Origin of the sequence: Teichococcus wenyumeiae, assembly GCF_003696345.1 — a bacterium.
In the GTDB taxonomy this organism is placed as follows: Bacteria; Pseudomonadota; Alphaproteobacteria; order Acetobacterales; family Acetobacteraceae; genus Pseudoroseomonas; species Pseudoroseomonas wenyumeiae.
Window position 1 is genome coordinate 33,111 of the sequence record NZ_RFLX01000012.1, and the last position, 19,239, is coordinate 52,349.

The 19,239-nt window shown below is 70.5% G+C and carries 17 protein-coding genes and 1 other RNA gene; 11 read left to right on the forward strand and 7 right to left on the reverse strand.

Features of this window, described 5'->3' with window-relative positions:
• Nucleotide 1 precedes the first annotated feature (1 nt).
• The 3 genes from EBE87_RS15950 to EBE87_RS15960 all read right to left on the reverse strand — a co-directional run bounded on the left by EBE87_RS15950 (nt 2) and on the right by EBE87_RS15960 (nt 2,463).
• On the reverse strand, nt 2–190 hold the full coding sequence (locus EBE87_RS15950) for a hypothetical protein (protein ID WP_122140066.1): 189 nt from the start codon (nt 188–190) through the stop codon (nt 2–4).
• A 156-nt stretch (nt 191–346) separates the two neighbouring features.
• On the reverse strand, nt 347–1,285 hold the full coding sequence (thyX, locus tag EBE87_RS15955; protein WP_120640335.1) for an FAD-dependent thymidylate synthase: 939 nt from the start codon (nt 1,283–1,285) through the stop codon (nt 347–349).
• Between the two features lie 116 nt (nt 1,286–1,401).
• Nucleotides 1,402–2,463, reverse strand: a complete 1,062-nt coding sequence (locus EBE87_RS15960; RefSeq protein ID WP_120640337.1) for an SDR family oxidoreductase — start codon at nt 2,461–2,463, stop codon at nt 1,402–1,404.
• 99 nt (nt 2,464–2,562) lie between these two features.
• Between EBE87_RS15960 and EBE87_RS15965 the strand changes: the two genes are divergently transcribed.
• The 4 genes from EBE87_RS15965 (at nt 2,563) to EBE87_RS15980 (ending at nt 5,185) form a co-directional block, all read left to right on the forward strand.
• A complete protein-coding gene (locus tag EBE87_RS15965; protein WP_120640334.1) occupies nt 2,563–2,940 on the forward strand; it encodes a winged helix-turn-helix transcriptional regulator in 378 nt (125 codons plus the stop codon).
• A 69-nt stretch (nt 2,941–3,009) separates the two neighbouring features.
• A complete protein-coding gene (locus EBE87_RS15970; protein WP_120640333.1) occupies nt 3,010–4,185 on the forward strand; it encodes a M20 aminoacylase family protein in 1,176 nt (391 codons plus the stop codon).
• A gap of 51 nt (nt 4,186–4,236) precedes the next feature.
• Nucleotides 4,237–4,567: a transfer-messenger RNA gene (ssrA, locus tag EBE87_RS15975) on the forward strand.
• Between the two features lie 87 nt (nt 4,568–4,654).
• Nucleotides 4,655–5,185 carry an SspB family protein gene (locus EBE87_RS15980; protein ID WP_408887723.1) on the forward strand — a complete coding sequence of 177 codons (531 nt, stop codon included), beginning with the start codon at nt 4,655–4,657 and terminating at the stop codon, nt 5,183–5,185.
• Between the two features lie 77 nt (nt 5,186–5,262).
• On the opposite strand, the gene EBE87_RS15985 is transcribed toward EBE87_RS15980, so the two are convergent.
• On the reverse strand, nt 5,263–6,891 hold the full coding sequence (locus EBE87_RS15985) for a helicase HerA-like domain-containing protein (RefSeq protein ID WP_120640331.1): 1,629 nt from the start codon (nt 6,889–6,891) through the stop codon (nt 5,263–5,265).
• A gap of 303 nt (nt 6,892–7,194) precedes the next feature.
• On the opposite strand from EBE87_RS15985, the gene EBE87_RS15990 reads away from it, so the two are divergent.
• The 5 genes from EBE87_RS15990 to EBE87_RS16010 all read left to right on the forward strand — a co-directional run bounded on the left by EBE87_RS15990 (nt 7,195) and on the right by EBE87_RS16010 (nt 10,445).
• Complete coding sequence (locus tag EBE87_RS15990) at nt 7,195–8,796, forward strand: fumarate hydratase (RefSeq protein WP_120640336.1); 1,602 nt, start codon at nt 7,195–7,197, stop codon at nt 8,794–8,796.
• 8 nt (nt 8,797–8,804) lie between these two features.
• Complete coding sequence (locus tag EBE87_RS15995; RefSeq protein WP_120640330.1) at nt 8,805–9,206, forward strand: RidA family protein; 402 nt, start codon at nt 8,805–8,807, stop codon at nt 9,204–9,206.
• Nucleotides 9,206–9,604, forward strand: coding sequence for a VOC family protein (locus EBE87_RS16000; protein WP_120640329.1), 399 nt, complete (start codon nt 9,206–9,208; stop codon nt 9,602–9,604). Before EBE87_RS15995 ends, EBE87_RS16000 begins: the two co-directional genes overlap by 1 nt.
• Before the next feature lie 96 nt (nt 9,605–9,700).
• Nucleotides 9,701–10,057, forward strand: coding sequence for a hypothetical protein (locus tag EBE87_RS16005; protein WP_122140067.1), 357 nt, complete (start codon nt 9,701–9,703; stop codon nt 10,055–10,057).
• A 154-nt stretch (nt 10,058–10,211) separates the two neighbouring features.
• Complete coding sequence (locus EBE87_RS16010; RefSeq protein WP_120641260.1) at nt 10,212–10,445, forward strand: ribbon-helix-helix domain-containing protein; 234 nt, start codon at nt 10,212–10,214, stop codon at nt 10,443–10,445.
• Here the strand turns inward: EBE87_RS16010 and EBE87_RS16015 are convergent.
• From EBE87_RS16015 to EBE87_RS16025, 3 genes are read right to left on the reverse strand one after another with little or no spacing between them, the layout of a single operon-like run.
• Nucleotides 10,442–10,945, reverse strand: a complete 504-nt coding sequence (locus EBE87_RS16015) for a GNAT family N-acetyltransferase (RefSeq protein ID WP_120641261.1) — start codon at nt 10,943–10,945, stop codon at nt 10,442–10,444. The genes EBE87_RS16010 and EBE87_RS16015 overlap by 4 nt on opposite strands.
• Nucleotides 10,942–13,851, reverse strand: coding sequence for an AsmA family protein (locus EBE87_RS16020; protein ID WP_122140068.1), 2,910 nt, complete (start codon nt 13,849–13,851; stop codon nt 10,942–10,944). The genes EBE87_RS16015 and EBE87_RS16020 overlap by 4 nt, the downstream gene beginning before the upstream one ends.
• The gene (locus tag EBE87_RS16025; RefSeq protein ID WP_120640480.1) at nt 13,851–17,492 is read right to left on the reverse strand and encodes a hydantoinase B/oxoprolinase family protein; all 3,642 of its coding nucleotides are present in this window, start codon (nt 17,490–17,492) and stop codon (nt 13,851–13,853) included. Before EBE87_RS16025 ends, EBE87_RS16020 begins: the two co-directional genes overlap by 1 nt.
• Nucleotides 17,493–17,672: 180 nt before the next feature.
• Here EBE87_RS16025 and EBE87_RS16030 point away from each other — a divergent pair, with 180 nt between their 5' ends.
• Together EBE87_RS16030 and EBE87_RS16035 are read left to right on the forward strand one after the other, a co-directional pair.
• The gene (locus EBE87_RS16030) at nt 17,673–18,443 is read left to right on the forward strand and encodes a TerB family tellurite resistance protein (protein ID WP_120640481.1); all 771 of its coding nucleotides are present in this window, start codon (nt 17,673–17,675) and stop codon (nt 18,441–18,443) included.
• 19 nt (nt 18,444–18,462) lie between these two features.
• Nucleotides 18,463–19,212: an N-acetylmuramoyl-L-alanine amidase gene (locus tag EBE87_RS16035; RefSeq protein WP_456316297.1), complete on the forward strand. Its 750-nt coding sequence runs from the start codon at nt 18,463–18,465 to the stop codon at nt 19,210–19,212.
• Nucleotides 19,213–19,239 lie beyond the last annotated feature (27 nt).

Consider the following 19,239-nt stretch of genomic DNA (forward strand, 5'->3'; position numbering starts at 1 on the left):
CCTATCCCCCTTCCGCCCGGCGGCGTGGCGCCTTGCCGCGCGCTGCCGTGCCCGGGATGTCGTGTCGCGCGGTGGCGCGTCCAAGGGCGAAGCCGCCGACGCCCACCAGCAGCAGCAGCGCGCCGAGATCCCCCACCAGCGCCACCGCCAGCGGGATGCCGATCAGCAGCACCACCACGATCACCGCCACCGCCAGCCAATGGCGCGGCAGCAGGGCCAGCCAAAGGCGGAAGCGTTCCGAGCGCTTGGGCGCCCGGCCCTTGCCGCTGCCGCGCGCCGCCGCCCGGGGGGCACGCGCGGGCTTGGTTGCGGCGGCGGGGTTGCTGCGGGGCGCGGCGGCCAGGGCTCAGGCCTCCCGGCCCAGCATCACCATCAGCTCGCGCCATTCGCGCTTGGACAGGCCGGTGCCGGCCTGGTCCACCGCCTCGCCCGCCAGTAGGCGGCGGGTGATGTCCAGCATCTGGGCGGACAGCGTCACGGCGCCCAGGCGATAGTCGCGGAAGGCCTCGGAGACCGCCGGCACCCAGGCCTCCAGCACCCGCAGCATCGCCTCGGCATAGACCCGGATCTCGTACTGGGCATGCGCGTCGGCGCGCAGGCGCAGGAAGTTCATCAGGTTATGGAGGTCGGTCTTCCAGTACCACTGGGTATAGGTGTTCAGCGTCAGGTTCATCCGCGCCAGTTCCCGCGCCAGCCCCTGCCGGCCCGGGTCCATGACGGCGCCGGATTCATCCTCGTTCAGCATCTCGATGTAGTGGTCGTAGGCGGTGGTGGCATCCTGGCGCAGCAGGTCCATGACGCGGGCCGCGTCCTCGCCGGCCAGCACCTCGCCCCGCCCCTGGCGGTTGGAGGCGGATTGCGCCGCGAGCTGCTCCGGCGCCGGGATGTAGAATTCCCGGTCCATGACGGAATACCGGGCCGAATACTCGTTCACATTCGCCATGCGGTGGCGGATCCACTGCCGCGCCACGAAGATCGGCAGCTTCACGTGGAACTTGATCTCGCACATCTCGAAGGGCGTGGAGTGCCAGTGCCGCATCAGGTAGCGGATCAGCCCGCGGTCCTCGCTCACCGCCTTGGTGCCACGGCCGTAGGAGACGCGCGCCGCCTGCACCACCGCCGAGTCGTCGCCCATGTAGTCGATGACGCGGATGAAGCCGTGGTCCAGCAGCGGGATGGGCTCGAAGAGCATGGCTTCCAGCGCCGGCACGGTGGGGCGGCGGGTCTCGAAGCGGGCGGCTTTCGCCTCCGCCAGTTCCTGCTGCTGTGCGTCCGTCAGTGCCATGCTCGCCCCCACTCAAACCGGCGGTGGGATTACCCTTTGGGGGGCGCCGGCACTAGCGCAAAAGGCGCGGGTCCGGGCTGAGCCGGGGCCGTTCGAGCGGCCCCGGCCCATGCAGACTAGGGAATGAGCCGGTCGGCGCGGAGCTGGCCGAAGAGGTCGAAGAAGGCCTCGTCCGTCGGCTGGTAGGCGGTGAAGCCGAGGCGGCGGCTCTTGCTCATGTCGGTCACCACCTCGATCGGGCGGCCGAGATCCGCATCAGTATGCCAGGGCGAGGCAAGCCGGCCGAGATCGGGTTCCGCCAGCCCTTCCCGCTCGGCGATGCGGCGCCAGAGCGGGGCATCGCCGGCCATCTGCTCCTCCAGGGGCCGCAGCGTGCCGTCGAAGGGCGCGGGCTCGATGCCGAACCAGTTGGCGATCCGGCCCCACATCCAGCTCCAGCGGAACACATCGCCATTAACGATGTTGAAGGCTTCGTTATGCGCCGCCTCCGTGGTGGCAGCCCAGAGCAGGTGCTGCGCCAGGATCCGCGCATCCGTCATGTCCGTCAGCCCGTTCCACTGCGCGGCCGATCCAGGGAAGCGGAAGGGCCGTCCGGTCTCGCGGCAGAGGGTGGCATAGACGGCCAGGGTGGTGCCCATGTTCATGGCATTGCCCACCGCCTTGCCGATCACGGTATGCGGGCGGTGGATGCTCCAGGAAAAGCCGTCGCGCGCGGCGGCGGCGAAGACCTCGTCCTCCTGCGCGTAATAGAAGTTCTCCACCTCCAGCCGGCCCTGTTCCTCGCGGAACGGCGTCTGGGGCAGCTTGCCCTTGCCGTAGGCCTCGAAGGGGCCGAGGTAGTGCTTGAGGCCGGTGACCAGCGCCACGTGCTGTGTGCTGCCGCCCGGGCGCAGCGCGTCCAGCAGGTTGCGCACCATGGCGGCATTGACGCGGATATTCTCCGCCTCCGTCTTCTGCCGCAGCCAGGTGGTGATGAACACGGCATCCGGCCGCAGATCCGCCAGCGCCGCCGCCGTGCCGGCCGCGTCCTGCAGGTCGGCGGCCACGGGATGCACGCCGGGCTGATCGACGGGCCGGCGGGCCAGCCCATGCACCGTCCATCCCCGCGCCTGCAGCAACGACGCCGTCGCGCTGCCGACGATCCCGCTCGCGCCCACCACCAGTGCTGTTCCAGCCATCAGATGCTCCATCCGCTTCAAGGCGCCTGAGCTAGTCAGCGCCGGCCCCTGGTTCTAGACGGCACCAATCAGGGACATAGGCACCAGGAGGTAACCACCATGCGGCCGGGCAGCGAGGAAGAAGCATGGCGGGAGGACTGCGCGCCGCGCCGCGTGCTGGAGCTGTTCTCCACCAAATGGACCAGCATGATCCTGCATACCCTGCACGCCCGCCATGGCGGCACGGCGCGCACAGGCGTGCTGCAGCGCAGCCTGCCCGGCATCTCCAAGAAGATGCTGACCCAGACGCTGCGGGAGATGGAAGGCAGCGGGCTGGTCACGCGCCATGTGCAGGGTACCATTCCCCCCGCCGTGGAATACCGGCTGACGCCCCTCGGCACCCGCTTCATCGAGCCGGTGGAGCTGCTCTACGCCTGGGGGCGCGACAATGCCGATGCGCTGGACCAGCTCCGCAGCCGCCCGACCTCGCGGCGCTGAGGCCGGCTTGCCCCTGCGCCGGGCCGGTGTTTGCATGGCTGCCGCCACCGACGCAGGAATCCAGCAGACATGTCCGGCTCCCCCGCTTCCGCCATCGACCAGATCCGCCGCTACCAGGATGAGCTGACCGCCATCCGCCATGATTTCCACATCCATCCCGAGCTGGGGATGGAGGAGCACCGCACCGCCGGCATCGTGGCCGACAAGCTGGAATCCTGGGGCATCGAGGTGCATCGCGGCGTCGGCAAGACGGGCGTGGTGGGCGTGCTGCGCTCGGGCAAGGGTAACCGCGCCGTGGGGCTGCGGGCGGACATGGACGCCCTGCCCATGACGGAAAAAACCGGCCTGCCCTATGCCAGCCAGACGCCCGGCAAGATGCATGCCTGCGGCCATGACGGCCATACCACCATGCTGCTGGGCGCCGCCAAGTACCTGGCGGAGACCAAGAATTTCGACGGCACCGTGCATTTCATCTTCCAGCCCGGCGAGGAAGGCTGCGGCGGCGCCCTCGCTATGCTGGAGGACGGGCTCTTCGACCGCTTCCCCTGCGATGCCATCTTCGGCATGCACAACCGCCCGAACATGCCGGTGGGCGAATACGGCATCCGCCCCGGCGCCACCGCCGCGGGCGGCGCCTTCTTCGACATCACGGTGCATGGCAAGGGCGCCCATGGCGCGCGGCCGGAGGTCAGCGTGGACCCGGTGATCGCCGCCTGCCAGATCGCCACTGCCATCCAGACCGTCGTGGCCCGCAATGTCTCGCCCTTCGAGCCGGCGGTGATCTCCATCACCAAGATCCAGGGCGGCGATGCCTATAATGTCATCCCGGACACGGCCACGCTCTCCGGCACCGCCCGCTTCTTCTCGCGCGAGGTGGCGCAGCAGATCGAGGACGGCATGCGGCGGGTGGCCGAGGGCGTGGCGGCGGGCCTCGGCGGCAGCGCCGAGCTGGATTTCCGCCTGATCTTCGCCCCCACGATCAACGATCCCGAGCTGACCACCGCCTTCGCCGATGCCGCCGCCGGTTTGGTGGGCGAGGAGAAGGTGGCCCGCAACAAGGAGCCGGGCATGGGGTCCGAGGACTTCTCCTTCATGATGGAGAAGGTGCCGGGCGCCTATATCCATGTCGGCAACGGCCCGGGCGCCACGCCGCACAACCCGGCCTATAACTTCAACGACGAGACGACGCCCTATGGCGCCGCGCTCTATGCCCGCATTGTCGAGACGCAGCTGCCAAAGGCCTGATTTCAGGCGGAACGGCAGGCGAGAGCATAACCAAGCGAATTTGAGCGCTGGCCCCTCGATTTCGGGCCCGCATGCCCCTATATTGGTTTCGCTCACCTTCGGGTGGCTATGGCGATAAACGGTATTTGGAATAAGCATTGCGGACCCGGGGGCAGTGCCCGGCGTCTCCACCAATCAAACCACCAGGGATCGTATGGTGGTGGCATGGGGACGAAACAGTCTCGACGCGTGTGGTAAAGACTTACCTTTTGCCCGGCATTGTACCGCCGTTATCGGGCTATATCACAAGTGCCAACGATAATGGTCGCGAGACCATGGCGCTCGCTGCCTAACAATAGGTAAGCGCGGTCCGGGGGGAACCGGGCAACAGAATCCCCCCACTTCGGCTTCCAACGACGGTTTCGTGCCGCCGCCTCTTTCCGCGGTGCCGCGTGATCACTACTCTGGCCACGCTCCGGGGTTTTGCATGATGACTGATGATACGAAGCCGGTTGAAAGCCTTCTGCCCTACGATCGCTGGACTGAGGACGCGATGCGTGAGGTCGCGCTGCGCGCGCTGGACCATGTGGGAACGCATGGCCTTCCCGGCGACCACCATTTCTACCTGACCTTCCGCACCGACCACCCGGGTGTCCAGATCCCCGGGCACCTCAAGGCGCGCTACCCGGAAGAGATGACCATCGTCATCCAGCACCAGTTCTGGGACCTGAAGGTGGACCGGGCGGCACAGACCGTTTCCATCGGCCTGTCCTTCGGCGGCGTGCCGGCCAAGCTGGTCATTCCCATCAGCAGCATGACGGCCTTCTGGGACCCTTATGTCCGCGTCGGCCTGCGCTTCGGCCCGCCCGAGGCGGCCGAGGACATCCTGGACGTGCCCGACACCCTTCCCCTCTCCCCGGCCCCGGCCCCGGCCGAGGAAGGCGAGAAGGAAGCCGAGGCCGAGGGGCCGGCCCAGGTGGTCAGCCTGGACGCCTTCCGCCGCCGCCCCGCGCGGGACTGAAGCGAGCCACCAACGCCGCTGAAGCGGGGCCCGGCCGTTCCACCACCGCCAACGTGGCACGGAGCGGCCCGGTGGCCTCAGCGCTTCAACAGCGAGCCCAGGACGCCACGCACCAGCGCGCGTCCCACCTGGCCGCCGAGCTGCGAGCCGACGCTCCGCACCACGGATTTCGCCAGGGCCTCCGCCGCGCCCTGACGCCGGCCGCTGCCCATCAGGATCTCCGACAGCATTCCCCCGGCCCCGCCCCCGCTTTGCTGGGGCGCCTGCCGGCTGCCCCGCGCCACCTTGGCCGTTCTCGGACGGGCGGCGGGCGGCGGCGCCATGCCGCCATTGCCCCAGGGGCTGCCCTGCCGCACCGGCGCGGGCTGGGCCCCGGCTGTCCCCCAGGGCGAATGGGGGCTTGGGTCCGCCACCGCCGTGCCGGCCCGCTGCTGCAGCATCTCGTAAGCTGAATCGCGGTCCTCGGCGGTGTCGTAGCGGCCGCGCAGCGGGCTTGCCGCCAGGGTGGCGGCGCGCTCCTGCTCCGTGATCGTGCCCATGCGCGACTGCGGCGGGCGGATGCGGGTGCGCTCCACCATGCTGGGGACGCCGCCGGGCTGCAGGGTGGAAACCAGTGCCTCGCCCACCTCCAGCTGCGTGATGGCGGCCTCGGTGGAGAAGGCGGGATTGGCGCGGAAGGTCTCGGCGGCGGCGCGGACGGCCCGCTGGTCACTGGGCGTGAAGGCGCGCAGCGCGTGCTGCACCCGGTTGCCGAGCTGCCCCAGGACCGCGGCCGGCACATCCAGCGGGTTCTGCGTGACGAAGTAAACACCGACACCCTTGGAGCGGATCAGCCGCACCACCTGCTCCACCTTGTCCAGCAGGGGCTTGGGGGCATCCTTGAACAGCAGATGCGCCTCGTCAAAGAAGAAGACCAGCTTGGGCTTGTCCAGGTCGCCGACCTCGGGCAGCTCCTCGAACAGCTCGGACAGCATCCAGAGCAGGAAGGTGGCGTAGAGCCGCGGGCTCTGCACCAGCTTGTCGGCGGCCAGCACGTTCACGGCGCCGCGCCCGTCCGGGGTCAGCAGCATCAGGTCGTCCAGCGCCAGCGCCGGCTCGCCGAAGAAATGCTCGGCGCCCTGCTGTTCCAGCACCAGCAAACGACGCTGGATGGCGCCGATGGTGGACTTGCTGACGTTGCCGTAATGGGCCGAAAGTTCCGCCGCCCGTTCCGCGACATAGGCCAGGATGGCGCGCAGGTCCTTGAAGTCCAGCAGCAGCAGCCCTTCGTCATCGGCCAGGGCGAAGGCGATGTTCAGCACGCCTTCCTGCGTGTCGTTCAACTCCAGCAGGCGGGAAAGCAGCAGCGGCCCCATTTCCGAGACCGTGGCGCGGATCGGGTGCCCCTGCTCGCCGAAGACATCCCAGAAGACCACGGGCGCGCCCTCGTAGACGAAATCCTCGACACCCGTGGCGGCGGCCCGTTTCTCCACCTTCAGGTTGACGGTGCCGGGCTGGCTGATGCCTGCCAGGTCGCCCTTGATGTCGGCGCAGAAGACCGGCACCCCGGCGCGGGAGAAGGCCTCCGCCATGACCTGCAGCGTGATGGTCTTGCCGGTGCCGGTGGCACCGGCGACCAGCCCGTGCCGGTTGGCCAGCTTCAGTTGCAGCCATTGCGGGCTGGTGCCTGCGGCCCCGAGCAGGATTGCATCTGGTTGCATCGCCATGGATGGTTCTCCTCTCGCAACAGCAAGCGCGCCTGCGGCGGCGCTGTCCATTCAAAGACAGGCGCGCCAGGGCCGGGTTGGCTTCGGGCCCGCGCTGCGCTACCTCCAGCGCTTCAGCGACGCTGCCCTGCCTGGCCGCGCCGGGACCCTTCCGATCCTCCTCCTGCCGGAGCGCGCCCGATGACTCCTGACCACGCCCCTTCTCCCGCCGAGGCGGCCGCGCCGCTGGCCGACACGCCGATCCAGGATACGGACGCCGGCACCCCGGTCTCGCAGCGCAGCAAGGGCTTCACCTATTCCCCCATGCTGCCGCTGGGGGAGGACAAGACGGTCTGGCGCAAGCTGGACATCCCCGGCGTCCGCACCGTGCAGGTCGAGGGCCAGACGGTCCTGAAGGTCTCCCCCAAGGCGCTGGAGGAACTCGCCTTCACCGCCTGCCGCGAGGTCTCCCACTACCTGCGCCCCGGCCACCTGCAGCAGCTCTCCAACATCCTGAAGGACCCGGAGGCGAGCGCCAACGACCGCTTTGTGGCGCTGGACCTGCTGAAGAACGCCTCCATCGCCGCCGGCGGCGTGCTGCCCATGTGCCAGGACACCGGCACCGCCATCGTCTTCGGCAAGAAGGGCCAGCGCGTCTGGGTCGAGGGCGATGAGGAGGAGGCGCTGAGCTACGGCGTCCACCGCACCTATACCGAGACCAACCTGCGCTATTCGCAGATGGCGCCGCTGACCACCTTCGACGAGGTGAACACCGGCAACAACCTGCCGGTGCAGTTCGACATCTACGCCTCCCCCGGCGACCACCATGCGGACGAGTTCCACATGATGTTCGTGCTGAAGGGCGGCGGCTCGGCCAACAAGACCTTCCTGTTCCAGCAGACCCGCGCGGTGCTGAACAAGCCGAAGCTGCTGGCCTTCCTGGAAGACAAGATCAAGTCGCTGGGCACCAGCGCCTGCCCGCCCTACCACCTCGCCATCGTCATCGGCGGCACCTCGGCCGAGACGACGCTGAAGACGGTGAAGCTGGCCTCCACCCGCTACCTGGACGAGCTGCCGACCCAGGGCAGCAAGGCCGGCCACGGCATCCGCGACCCGGAGCTGGAGGCCGAGGTGCACAAGCTGACGCAGAACCTGGGCATCGGCGCCCAGTTCGGCGGCAAGTATTTCTGCCACGACGTGCGCGTCATCCGCCTGCCGCGCCATGGCGCCAGCCTTCCCATCGGCATCGGCGTCTCCTGCTCGGCCGACCGGCAGGTAAAGACCAAGATCACGCCCGAGGGCGTGTTCATCGAGGCGCTGGAGCACGACCCGGCCCGCTTCCTGCCCGAGACCACGGATGAGATCCTGGGCGGCGAGGTGGTCAAGATCGACCTGAACCAGCCGATGGACGCCATCCGCGCCACGCTGAGCCAGCACCCGGTCAAGACCCGCGTCTCCCTGACCGGCACCATCGTGGTGGCGCGCGACATCGCCCATGCCAAGCTGCAGGAGCGGCTGGACCGTGGCGAGGGCCTGCCGCAATACATCAAGGACCACCCGGTCTATTACGCGGGCCCGGCCAAGACGCCGGAAGGCATGCCCACCGGCTCCTTCGGCCCCACCACGGCCGGGCGCATGGACAGCTACGTGGAAGGCTTCCAGGCCGCAGGCGGCAGCCTGGTGATGCTGGCCAAGGGCAACCGCTCCAAGGCCGTGCGGAATGCCTGCAAGACCCATGGCGGCTTCTACCTCGGCTCCGTCGGCGGCCCCGCCGCACGGCTGGCGCAGGACTGCATCAAGAAGGTCGAGGTGCTGGAATATCCGGAACTCGGCATGGAAGCCGTCTGGCGCATCGAGGTGGAGGACTTCCCCGCCTTCATCGTGGTGGACGACAAGGGCAACGACTTCTACGACGGGCTGGAATAAGGCCCGCCATGGAGCGCCGCCGCATCAGCTCGGGCAGCCGGTTCGAGGAAGAGATCGGCTATTCCCGCGCAGTGGTGGACGGGGATGACATCTTCGTCTCCGGCACGACCGGCTACGACTACACTACCATGACCCTAGCCGAGGGCATGGTGGCGCAGTGCGAGCGCTGCTTCGCCAATATCGATGCGGCGCTGCGCGAGGCCGGCGCGACGATGGATGACGTGGTGCGCGTCACCTACATCGTGCCGGACCGGGCGGAATGGCCGGCCTGCTGGCCGGTTACCCGCAAGTGGCTGGGCCGCGCCCGTCCGGCGGCCACGCTGCTGGTCGCAGGGCTGATGGACGAGGCCATGAAGATCGAGATCCAGGTCACCGCCCGGCGCAGCCGGCGGCAGGGAGATGCTGTCTGATGCGCTTTTCGGTGGACCGGCTGGACCATCTGGTCATTACCTGCCGGGACGTGGAAATCTCGGCCTCCTGGTACCAGCGGGTGCTGGGGATGGAGCGTGAGGCCTTCGGCGAGAAGCGGCGCACCGCGCTGCGCTTCGGCGGCCAAAAGATCAACCTGCGCCCAGCGGCCTCCGACCAGGCGGACTGGTCCAGCGGCCATAACGCGCAGGTCGGCACCATGGACCTCTGCTTCGTGGTGGCCGTGGCGGGCGAGGATATCGCCACCCACCTGCGCGAATGCGGCGTGACCATCGTGGACGGGCCCGCCCCCAAGGTGGGCGCCCTGGGGCCGATCACCTCGGTCTATTGCCGCGACCCGGACGGTAACCTGATCGAGATCTCCACCTACAGCCGATAAGGCTGGCGGTACCTTGACCACCATCTTACCCTTGGCTTGCCATAATCCGGCACGAATCCCATCTATACTGGCGTTCGTAGAGCCCAGGAGGGTGACATGAAGTTCTTCAACGGCCTGCGTACCGCGGCCCTGGCTGGCCTGACCGGCGTGGCGCTGCTGGCGGCCTCGCCCGCCGCCGAGGCCCATGGCTGGCACCGGCGCGGCCCGAGCGGTGGCGCCGTGGCCGCTGGCATCATCGGTGGCCTGGCGGTCGGCGCCCTTGTGGCCGGTGCCGCGCAGGCTGCCCCGCCCCCGCCGCCGGTCTACTACGCGCCGCCCCCGCCGCCGGTCTATTATGCCCCGCCAGTGGCTTATTACGCGCCGCCACCGCCGCCCCGCGCGTATTACGCGCCGCCTCCGCCCCGCGTGTATTACGCGCCATCCCCACCGCCGCCGCGCTATTACGCCTGGTAAGCGGACCAGCTTCGGAACACCCCTGGGAAGCCCTTCCCGGGGGTGTTGCTTTTCAGGGCTCCACCGCCCTTTCTCCATGGGCCAGGAGACCCCACCAAGGCCCATCCAATGACCAGCAGCACCGAATCCGACAGCCTCCGCGCCCGCGCGGCCCATGCAACGGGTCGCTGAGGTGACAGGCGCGCATCTGGAAAAGCGCTCCTTCTCGCTGGCCGGCCACCGGACCAGCGTGGCGCTGGAGCCTGCCTTCTGGAGCGCGCTGGAGAAGCTGGCTGCCGCCCGTGGGCAATCCCTGGCGCGGCTGGTGCAGGCGGTGGACGAGGCGCGGCTGGAGGCGGATATCCCGCTGGCCAGCGCCCTGCGCGTCCATGCGCTGGAATCCCGCTAGCGCAGGTCCGACTCGAAGGCGGCCCAGCGTTCGTGGTCCCGCCATTCCCCGCCGACCTTGAGGTATTGCGGGGAAAAGCCTTCCAGGCGGAAGCCCAGGCGCTTTACCAAGGCAATGGACGCTGTGTTGCCCGGCTGGATATTGGCTTCGAGCCGGTGCAGGCCCAGGCGCTGGAAAGCGTGCCGCGCCGCCTGGCGCACCGCTTCCGTCATCAGCCCGCGCCCGCCGAAGCCCGCCATGCCGTAGTAGCCGAGAAAGGCGCTGTGGAAGGCACCCGCGACGATCTGGCTGATATTCACCACGCCCACGATCCCGCCCGAGGCAGCCTCCCGCGCCAGCAGCGAGACATTCGGGCCGGTCAGGATCTGCGCGAACCAGGCATCGAAGCCTGCCTCGTCGGTGAAGGGATAGGCCCAGGGGGCATGGTGGGCGCGGCTGGCGGCATTGGCGCGGATCAGCGCCGGCGCGTCCTGCCGCGTCACAGGGTGCAGCGTGATCATGGCGTGGTGGCGGCGCGCGGCTGTTCCGCCCGCCAGCGCAGCCAGTCGGCGATATCCAGCAGCCGGCGCGGCTGCCGCAGCGGGCCGGTCAGGCGCAGGCCCAGTTCCGGCCCTTCCGGCGGCGCCAGCCACAGGGAGAGGTCGATGCTGCCATGTGCCAGGTCCACCTCCCCCCGCACGCTGGCCATCGCCTGCTCGCCCAGGGAAAGGCTGGCCTGCTCGATCACCGCGCGCCCGGCCTGCAGCCGCAGCTTGGCGTCCAGGCGGTCGAAGCCGGTGGTGCCCTCGGCCAGCGCCGCGCGCAGCGCCGCCTCGGCGCCCGTACCGGTCTGGGCCGCGGCGCGCAGGGCGGCATTGAGATCGGTGCCCGCCAGCACGCCGCCCCGCACGCTCAGGCGCGCCGCGCCTTCCAGCCCGGCCAGCAGCGCGGCGGGGCTGTGGCCGGTGGCGCGCAGCGACATCTCGCCATCCAACTGCCCGGACACCAGGCTCAGCGGCAATCCGGGCGGCGGTGCCTCCAGCCCGATGCCGTTCAGCCGCAGCTCCGTCGTCATGACCGGGGGGGAGGCCGTGGTATCGACCACGGCTCCGCCTTCCAGCTTGCCGCCGCGCAGCAGGGCCTGGAGCTGGTCCAGTTGCAGGATGCCACCGTTCAGCCGCAGGCCGGTCGAGAGCTGCTCCAGCGGCGGCAGCAGGGGCGGCATGGCGCGCGCGGCCTGGAGCGTCAGGTCGGCATCCACCAGCCCCAGCGGCCAGAGCACCAGCGGTTCCTCACCACCGGCCGGGGCGGGCAGCGGCAGGCGCTCGGCCTGCAGCCGACCGGTCAGGCGCGGCCGCGCCGCGGGGGCCAGGGCCAGGCCGAGCTGCCCGCCCAGCCGCATCTCGCCAGCCACGAGGTCGAAAGTCTCCAGCTGCCCACCGGAGCGCGTGGCCTGGAGGTTGGCGATCAGCGACAGCGATCCCTCCCCCAGCCACAAGGGCGGCTTGCTGCCCAGCGCCTCGGCCAGCAGGCGCTGGGCGCCGGGGTGGCGCAGGGTCAGGATGCCGGCATAGCGCGGCGCCAGCGCGTCCAGCGTGCCATTGGCCTCCACCCGCGCATCGCCCAGGTCCAGCCCGCCGCGCACCGCCAGGGCGTTCAGCGCCCCATTGGCGGACAGCCGCAGCGCCAGCGGCTGCGTGGTGATGGGCGCGGTCTCGTCCCAGGTGCCGGGCAGGAAGGCCAGCAGCGGGCGGGCCACCGGCGCCGTCACCTCCAGCGCCATGTCGGTCAGGCGCGGCGGGGCATTGGCGGCGCCGGGGGCCAGCATGCCGCTCAGCGCCACCTCGGCCCTGGCGATGCGGGCGGCGACGCGGCGCGCCGTCAGCCGCCCGGCCTCCATGGCTGCATCGACGGACAGGCGCTCCATGGCCAGGTCGCGCCAGCTCGCCCGCTCGGCATTCAGGCGCAGGTTGGCGTCCCAGCCGGGGTTGCGGGTGGCCATGGCCATCAGGTCGAGGTGCTGCGGCAGCCAGTTATCCAGGTCCAGCCGGTCGAAGGTCAGGCCCAGGCCCAGCGCCGGCCGCGCCCCGAAGCGCAGCACCCCCGCGCCGGAGATCCGCGCACCATCGATGGTGGCGGTGAATTCCGGCATGGCGACCTGGGATTCCTCCAGCACCAGCCGCATGCGGCCCTCGCCCTGGCGCAGCAGGGTCGGGTCCGTGGCATCAAGCTGCGCGCCCAGGGCCAGCAGCGTGGTGCGGAGCGCGCTGCCGCGGAAGCGGATGGCGGCTTCCAGCTTGCTCGTGCTTTCCCGCAGCCGCCCGGTGGTGGCACCGGACATCTCGATCTCGGTATCGCCCGGCAGGATGGCGGACACGTCGGAGAGCGTCAGCCGATCGCCTTCCACGAAGGCGGCGGCGCGCAGCCGGCGCAGGGTGATGCCGCGCAGCGTCGCCGCCTCGGCCGAGAGATCGATGCCGAAGGGCAGGCTGGGGGCCGAGGCATTGCGCAGCGCCGCCACCCAGGGGTCCAGCACCACCCGGCCGGTGACCAGCGCCAGGTCCAGCCGGGGCACCGGCGCGAGGCGCAGCGTGGCGGCGCCGCGCGCCGGGCTGCCGCCCAGGTCCAGGGTCAGGTCGCTGGCGGTCAGCAGGTCCGCCGAGGCCGAGAGCGCGCCGCGCAGCCGGAAGGCGCCGCCGGGGCCGGGCACCAGCGCCGCGAGGTCGCTGCCGCCGCCCTGGATGGTGCCCTCGAAGCCGCCTTCCGGCAGCAGCACGCCGCTGGCGGAGAACGAGGCCTTGGCCGCCGCCACCGTCAGGTCCAGCGGCGCGGCATCGTCCCATCCGGGACGGCCGAGGACGGTGTTGAAGGTGGCGTCCAGGTTGCGCCAGCGGAAGCGGCCGTCGATGCGCAGGGCATCGGTGGCGCTGCCGGCGGCCAGTTCCGCCGTCACATCCTCCAGCGGCACATTGCCGATGATGATGCGGCTGTCCTCGATGCGGCCGCGCAGCCCGGTCAGCCAGGGCGGCGGGCGGAAGGGCTGGCCGGAGGTCGGCGGCCAGGGCAGCCGGATCTCGGCGCCCACCAGCACCACCTCGCGCGGTTCCAGTTGCAGGCGCAGCAGCGCGCCCAGGTCCAGCCGCAGCCGCAGCGCGCGCGCCTGGATAGACAGGCCGCCCTCCGGCCCGCCGCCCTGCAATTCGCCGATGATGACGCCATCGGCCTCCAGCATCGGCTGCGGCAGCAGCGCCAGCTTCACCGGCCCGGTCAGCATCACCGGCTGGCCCAGCCGCCCGGCGGCCAGGATGGCCAGCCGGTCCCGGTGGGTGTTCCAGTCGGTCAGGCGCGGGCCGAACCACAGCGCCGCCGCCAGCAGCACCGGCAGCGCCACCAGCAGCCCGAGCGCGATGCGACGAGGCCAGGGCATCAGATGGCGCGGTCTCCCTCACGGCCCCAGCCGCCGCCGCCGGGGGTCTCCAGCCCCAGCACCTCGCCGGCGGCGAGTTCGGCGCGGTCGCGGCCGCCCATCTCCTGCACGGTGCCGTCCAGCCGTTCCACCCATTGCCGGCCCGGGGCGCCGGGGGCGCCGCCATGCAGCCCATGCGGCGGCACCTCCCGGCGGGAAGCGACGACAATGGCCTGCATCGGCCGCAGGAAGCGGATGCGCCGGCGCACGCCATCCCCGCCATGCCACTGCCCGGCACCGCCGGAGCCACGGCGGATGGAGAATTCCTCCAGCCGCACCGGATAGCGCAGCTCCAGGATCTCGGCATCCGTCATGCGGGTATTGGTCATGTGGGTCTGCACGGCCGAGGCGCCGTTGAAGCCCGGCCCGGCGCCGACGCCGCCGCAGACCGTCTCGTAATACTGGTAGCGGTCATCGCCGAAGAGCAGGTTGTTCATGGTGGCCTGGGCGCTGGCGCAGGCATCCAGCGCCGCCAGCAGCGCGTTGCACGCGGCCTGGGAGACCTCGGTATTGCCCGCCACCACGGCGGCGCCAGGGCGCGGCGAGAGGAAGGTGCCCTCCGGCAACACGATCTCCAGCGGCACCAGGCAGCCGTCGTTCAGCGGGATGTCGCCGCCGACGAGGCAGCGGAAGCAGTAGAGCACCACGGCGCGCAGCACGGCCGGGGGCGCGTTGAAATTGCCGGGGCTCTGCTCGCCGGTGCCGGTGAAGTCGATGGTGGCGCTGCGGCGGGCGCGGTCCACCCGCACGGCCACCTTCAGGGGGCGGCCGTCATCCATGGTGTAGGTGAAGCTGCCGTCGGAGAGCTTCTCAATGGCGGCGCGGACGCTTTCCTCCGCATTGTCCATCACGTGGCGCATATAGGCGCGCACGGTATCCAGCCCGAAGGCGCGCACGGCCCGCTGCAATTCCTGCACGCCGGTCTCGTTGGCGGCGATCTGCGCCTTGATGTCGGCGACATTCACGTCCGGGCTGCGGGCCGGGTATTTGGCACCAGACAGCAGGGCGCGGAACTCGGCCTCGCGGATCGTGCCGCCATCCACCAGCAGGAAATCGTCGATAACGACGCCCTCCTCCTCCAGCGTTCTGGATTCGGGCGGGGTGGAGCCTGGAGTCAGCCCGCCGATATCGGCATGGTGGCCGCGTGAGCCGACAAAGAACAGGATTTCCGTCCCGGCCTCGTCAAAGACCGGCGTGATGACGGTGATGTCCGGCAGATGCGTGCCGCCGTTATAGGGGTTGTTCAGCGCCACCACGTCGCCGGGCTTCAGGGTGGCGCCGCGCGTACGGATGACGGTGCGCACGCTTTCCCCCATGGCGCCCAGATGCACGGGCACATGCGGCGCATTGGCCACCAGCCGGCCCTCCGCATCAAAGAGCGCGCAGGAGAAATCCAGCCTTTCCTTGATGTTGACCGAGAGCGAGGTGTTCTGCAGCACCGTGCCGGTCTGCTCGGCGATGCTCATGAAGAGGTTGTTGAACAGCTCCAGCAGCACCGGGTCCGGCTTGCTGGCATCGGCCACCGCGGCATTGGCGCGGGCGGCGGTGCGGCGCAGCACCAGATGGTTCAGCGGCGTGACCTCGGCGGTCCAGCCGGGCTCCACCACGGTAGTGGCGATGGCCTCGCGAATCAGCGCCGGGCCGGGAATGCGGTCGCCGGCCAGCAGCGTGTCGCGGTCGAAGACCGGCGCGGCATGCTCGGCGCCGGCGGTGAAGAGCGGCACGGTGGCCAGGGGCGCGGGTCTCTCGTCCGCCGGGCGCGGCGGCAACCTGGGCTCGGCCACGGCCTCCCCCTCGGCGATGCTTTCCACCACGCAGGCTTCCACCACCACCGGGCGCTCCGGCGTGGCGAAGCCGAAGCGGCGGCGATGCGCTTCCGTGAAGGCTTCCAGCACCGCGTCATGCTCGCCGAAGGGCACGGGCAGGAAGCTGTCGGTGCCGGCATAGCGCAGGTGCAGCCGGCGCTCGGCGCGCAGGCGGGCGGCGTCGTTGCCCTGGGCCAGCAGGTCGGCACGGCCCTCTTCGGCCAGGGTGTCCAGCCTGGCGGCCAGCTCCGCCATGCCCTCGGGCCGCAGCGGGGTTTCCACCGCCGCCTCGCCGATCACGCTCTGGTCCGCCAGCCCCATGCCATAGGCCGAGAGCACGCCGGCAAAGGGATGGATGAAGACCGTCTCCATGCCCAGCTCATCCGCCACCAGGCAGGCGTGCTGGCCGCCGGCACCGCCGAAGCACTGCAAGGCGAAGCGGGTAGCGTCGTGGCCCTTCTGGATCGAGACCTGCTTGATGGCATGCGCCATATTGGCCACGGCGATGCGCAGGAAGCCCTCGGCCACCGCGCGCGGGTCCTGCGGCGCCTCGCCGGTGGCGGCGGCAATCTCGGCGGCCATGGCAGTGAATTTCTGCCGCACCACATCGGCATCCAGCGGCTGGTCGCCGCCGGGGCCGAAGATGGCGGGGAACTGGGCGGGCTGGATCTTGCCCACCATGACATTGGCATCCGTCACCGTCAGCGGCCCGCCCCGGCGGTAGCTGGCGGGGCCGGGCACGGCACCGGCGGAAGCCGGCCCCACCCGGAAGCGGGCGCCGTCGAAATGAAGAATAGAACCGCCGCCGGCCGCGACGGTGTTGATGGCCATCATCGGCGCCCGCATGCGGATGCCAGCCACCACCGTCTCGAAGGCGCGCTCGAAGGCACCGGCATAAAGCGCCACGTCGGTGGAGGTGCCGCCCATGTCGAAGCCGATGATGCGCTCGAACCCCGCCATGCCCGCCGTGCGCGCGGCGCCGACGATGCCGCCCGCCGGGCCGGAAAGGATGGCGTCCTTGCCCTGGAATTTTTCTGCGAGTGTCAGCCCGCCGGAGGACTGCATGAAATACAGGCGCGCGGCCTCGCCCCCGGCTTCCGGGCGCAACTCGCCCGCCACCTGCTCCACGTAGCGGCGCAGGATCGGGGAGAGGTAGGCATCCACCACCGCCGTATCGCCGCGCGGCACGATGCGCGGCAGCGGGCTGGCCTCGTGGCTGAGGCTGACCTGGGTGAAGCCTACCTCGCGCGCGATCTCGCCCACCCGCTGCTCATGCGCCGGGTAGGTCCAGGCATGCATCAGCACCACGGCCACGGCGCGGATGCCGGCGGCGAAGCCGGCTTCCAGCGCCGCGCGGGCGGCGGCCTCGTCCAGCGGCGCGATCTCGGCGCCGTCGGGGCCGATGCGGCCGCCGATCTCGGCCACCTGCTCATGCAGCAGCTCCGGCAGCTTGATGTCGAGGTCGAAGAGCCGGGGCCGCGCCTGGTTGCCGATGCGTGCCATGTCGGCGAAGCCGTGGTTGACCAGCATCAGCACCCGCTCGCCCTTGCGCTCCAGCAGCGCGTTGGTGGCAACGGTGGTGCCCATCTTCACGGCCTCCACCATCCCCGGCGGAATGGCGGCGCCTTCCGGCAGGCCGAGGCAGGCGCGGATGCCCGCCACCGCCGCGTCGCGGTAGCGCTCCGGGTTCTCGGAGAGCAGCTTGCGGGTGGAAAGCCGCCCCTCGGGGTCGCGGGCCACGATATCCGTGAAGGTACCGCCCCGATCGACCCAGAACTGCCAGCCAGCCGCGCCCATTGGTTATCTCCAGTGTATCAGTCGTGCCGGTGTGGCGCCCGGCCGCCCGCCATGCAACCCGTTTCGGCAACCCGTGGCGTGCCTTTGCGGGACGCATGGCACAAGCCCGGCATGGCAGGGGGCGATGCGACATGGTAGGGGGCTGAAGCGAATGGCATCTGAGCAGGGAGCGGCCTGGGCTTGAGCCTCTGGGGCAAGATCATCGGCGGCGTGGCGGGCTTCGCGATGGGCGGGCCCTTTGGCGCCGTCATGGGCGCGGCGCTGGGCCATGCGGCCGAGGAAGGCACGCGCTCGCCGGAACTGGACCCGCGGCCGGAACTGGCCGCGCATATCCGCAGCAAGGAACAGCTTTTCTCCATCGGCGTCATCGTGCTCTCGGCCAAGCTGGCCAAGAGCGACGGGCCGGTGAAGCGGATCGAGATCGACGCCTTCAAGCGCGTCTTCCGCATCCCGGACGAGAATATGCGCGATGTCGGCCTGCTCTTCGACCGCGCGCGGGAAGAGGTGGGCGGCTTCGAGCCCTTCGCCACCCGCATGGGCGTGGCCTTCGCCGACCAGCCGCAGATGCTGGAGGAGGTGCTGGCCGCCCTGCACCACATCGCCCGCGCCGATGGGCCGATGACGCGGGGCGAGGCCATCTTCCTGGCCAAGGTGCGCACCGCCTTCCGGCTGGACGAGGCCGCCGGTGAGCGTGCCAGCGCCGGCCGCGCCGGGGGCAGCTTCCCGGGAACCGCCGAGCCGATCGGCGTGGACCCTTATTCCGTGCTCGGCGTCCCCGCCGGCGCCAGCGACGACGAGGTGCGCCAGGCCTGGCGCAAGCTGATGCGCGAGCACCATCCCGACAGCCTCGCCGCCCGCGGCCTGCCGGAGGAGCTGGTGCGCGGCGCCACCCGCAAGGTGGCCGAGATCAATGCCGCCTGGGACCGCATCAAGCGGGCGCGCAATCTGTGAGCGTGGGGCAATGGCTGCCATGATGCCTGCTTTCCGGGAACGCCCGAGCCCGAACCACGATGAGCGCCCCGCCGGCACGCCCATCGACATGCTGGTGCTGCACTACACCGGCATGAAGACGGCCAGGGAGGCGCTGGAGCGCCTGTGCGACCTCCACCCGCCCGCGCCGCTGCCCCGCGTCTCCTGCCACTACCTGGTGGAGGAGGACGGGCTGGTCTGGCGCCTGGTGCCGGAAGAGCGGCGGGCCTGGCACGCGGGCGTGTCCTTCTGGCGCGGGCATGACACGCTGAACGGCCGCAGCATCGGCATCGAGATCGTCAATCCCGGCCATGAATGGGGCTACCGCCCCTTCCCCGCCCTGCAGATGGCGGCGGTGGCGGACCTGTGCCTCGACATTCTCGGCCGCCACCCGATTCCGCCGCAGAACGTGGTGGCGCATAGCGACATCGCCCCCGACCGCAAGCAGGACCCGGGCGAGCTGTTCGACTGGGAAGGGCTGGCCGCCAATGGCATCGGCTTCTGGCCCGGCGGCGTGGACGGCAGCGGCGCCGACCGGCCGGAAGGCGGCATGGGGCGCGCGGCGGAACTGCTGGCGCGAATCGGCTATCCTGTCGACCCCGCCCGCCCGCGCCTGGCCCTGACCGCCTTCCAGCGCCGCTTCCGGCAGGAACGCGTGGATGGTGAGGCCGACTCGGGCACCCTGGCCCGGCTGGAAGCGGTGCTGCGGCTGAGCGAGGCTGCGGCCAGCCCGGCGAGCCTCGCCGGCTGAAGCACGCGAATCGGTCGCTTAGCGATT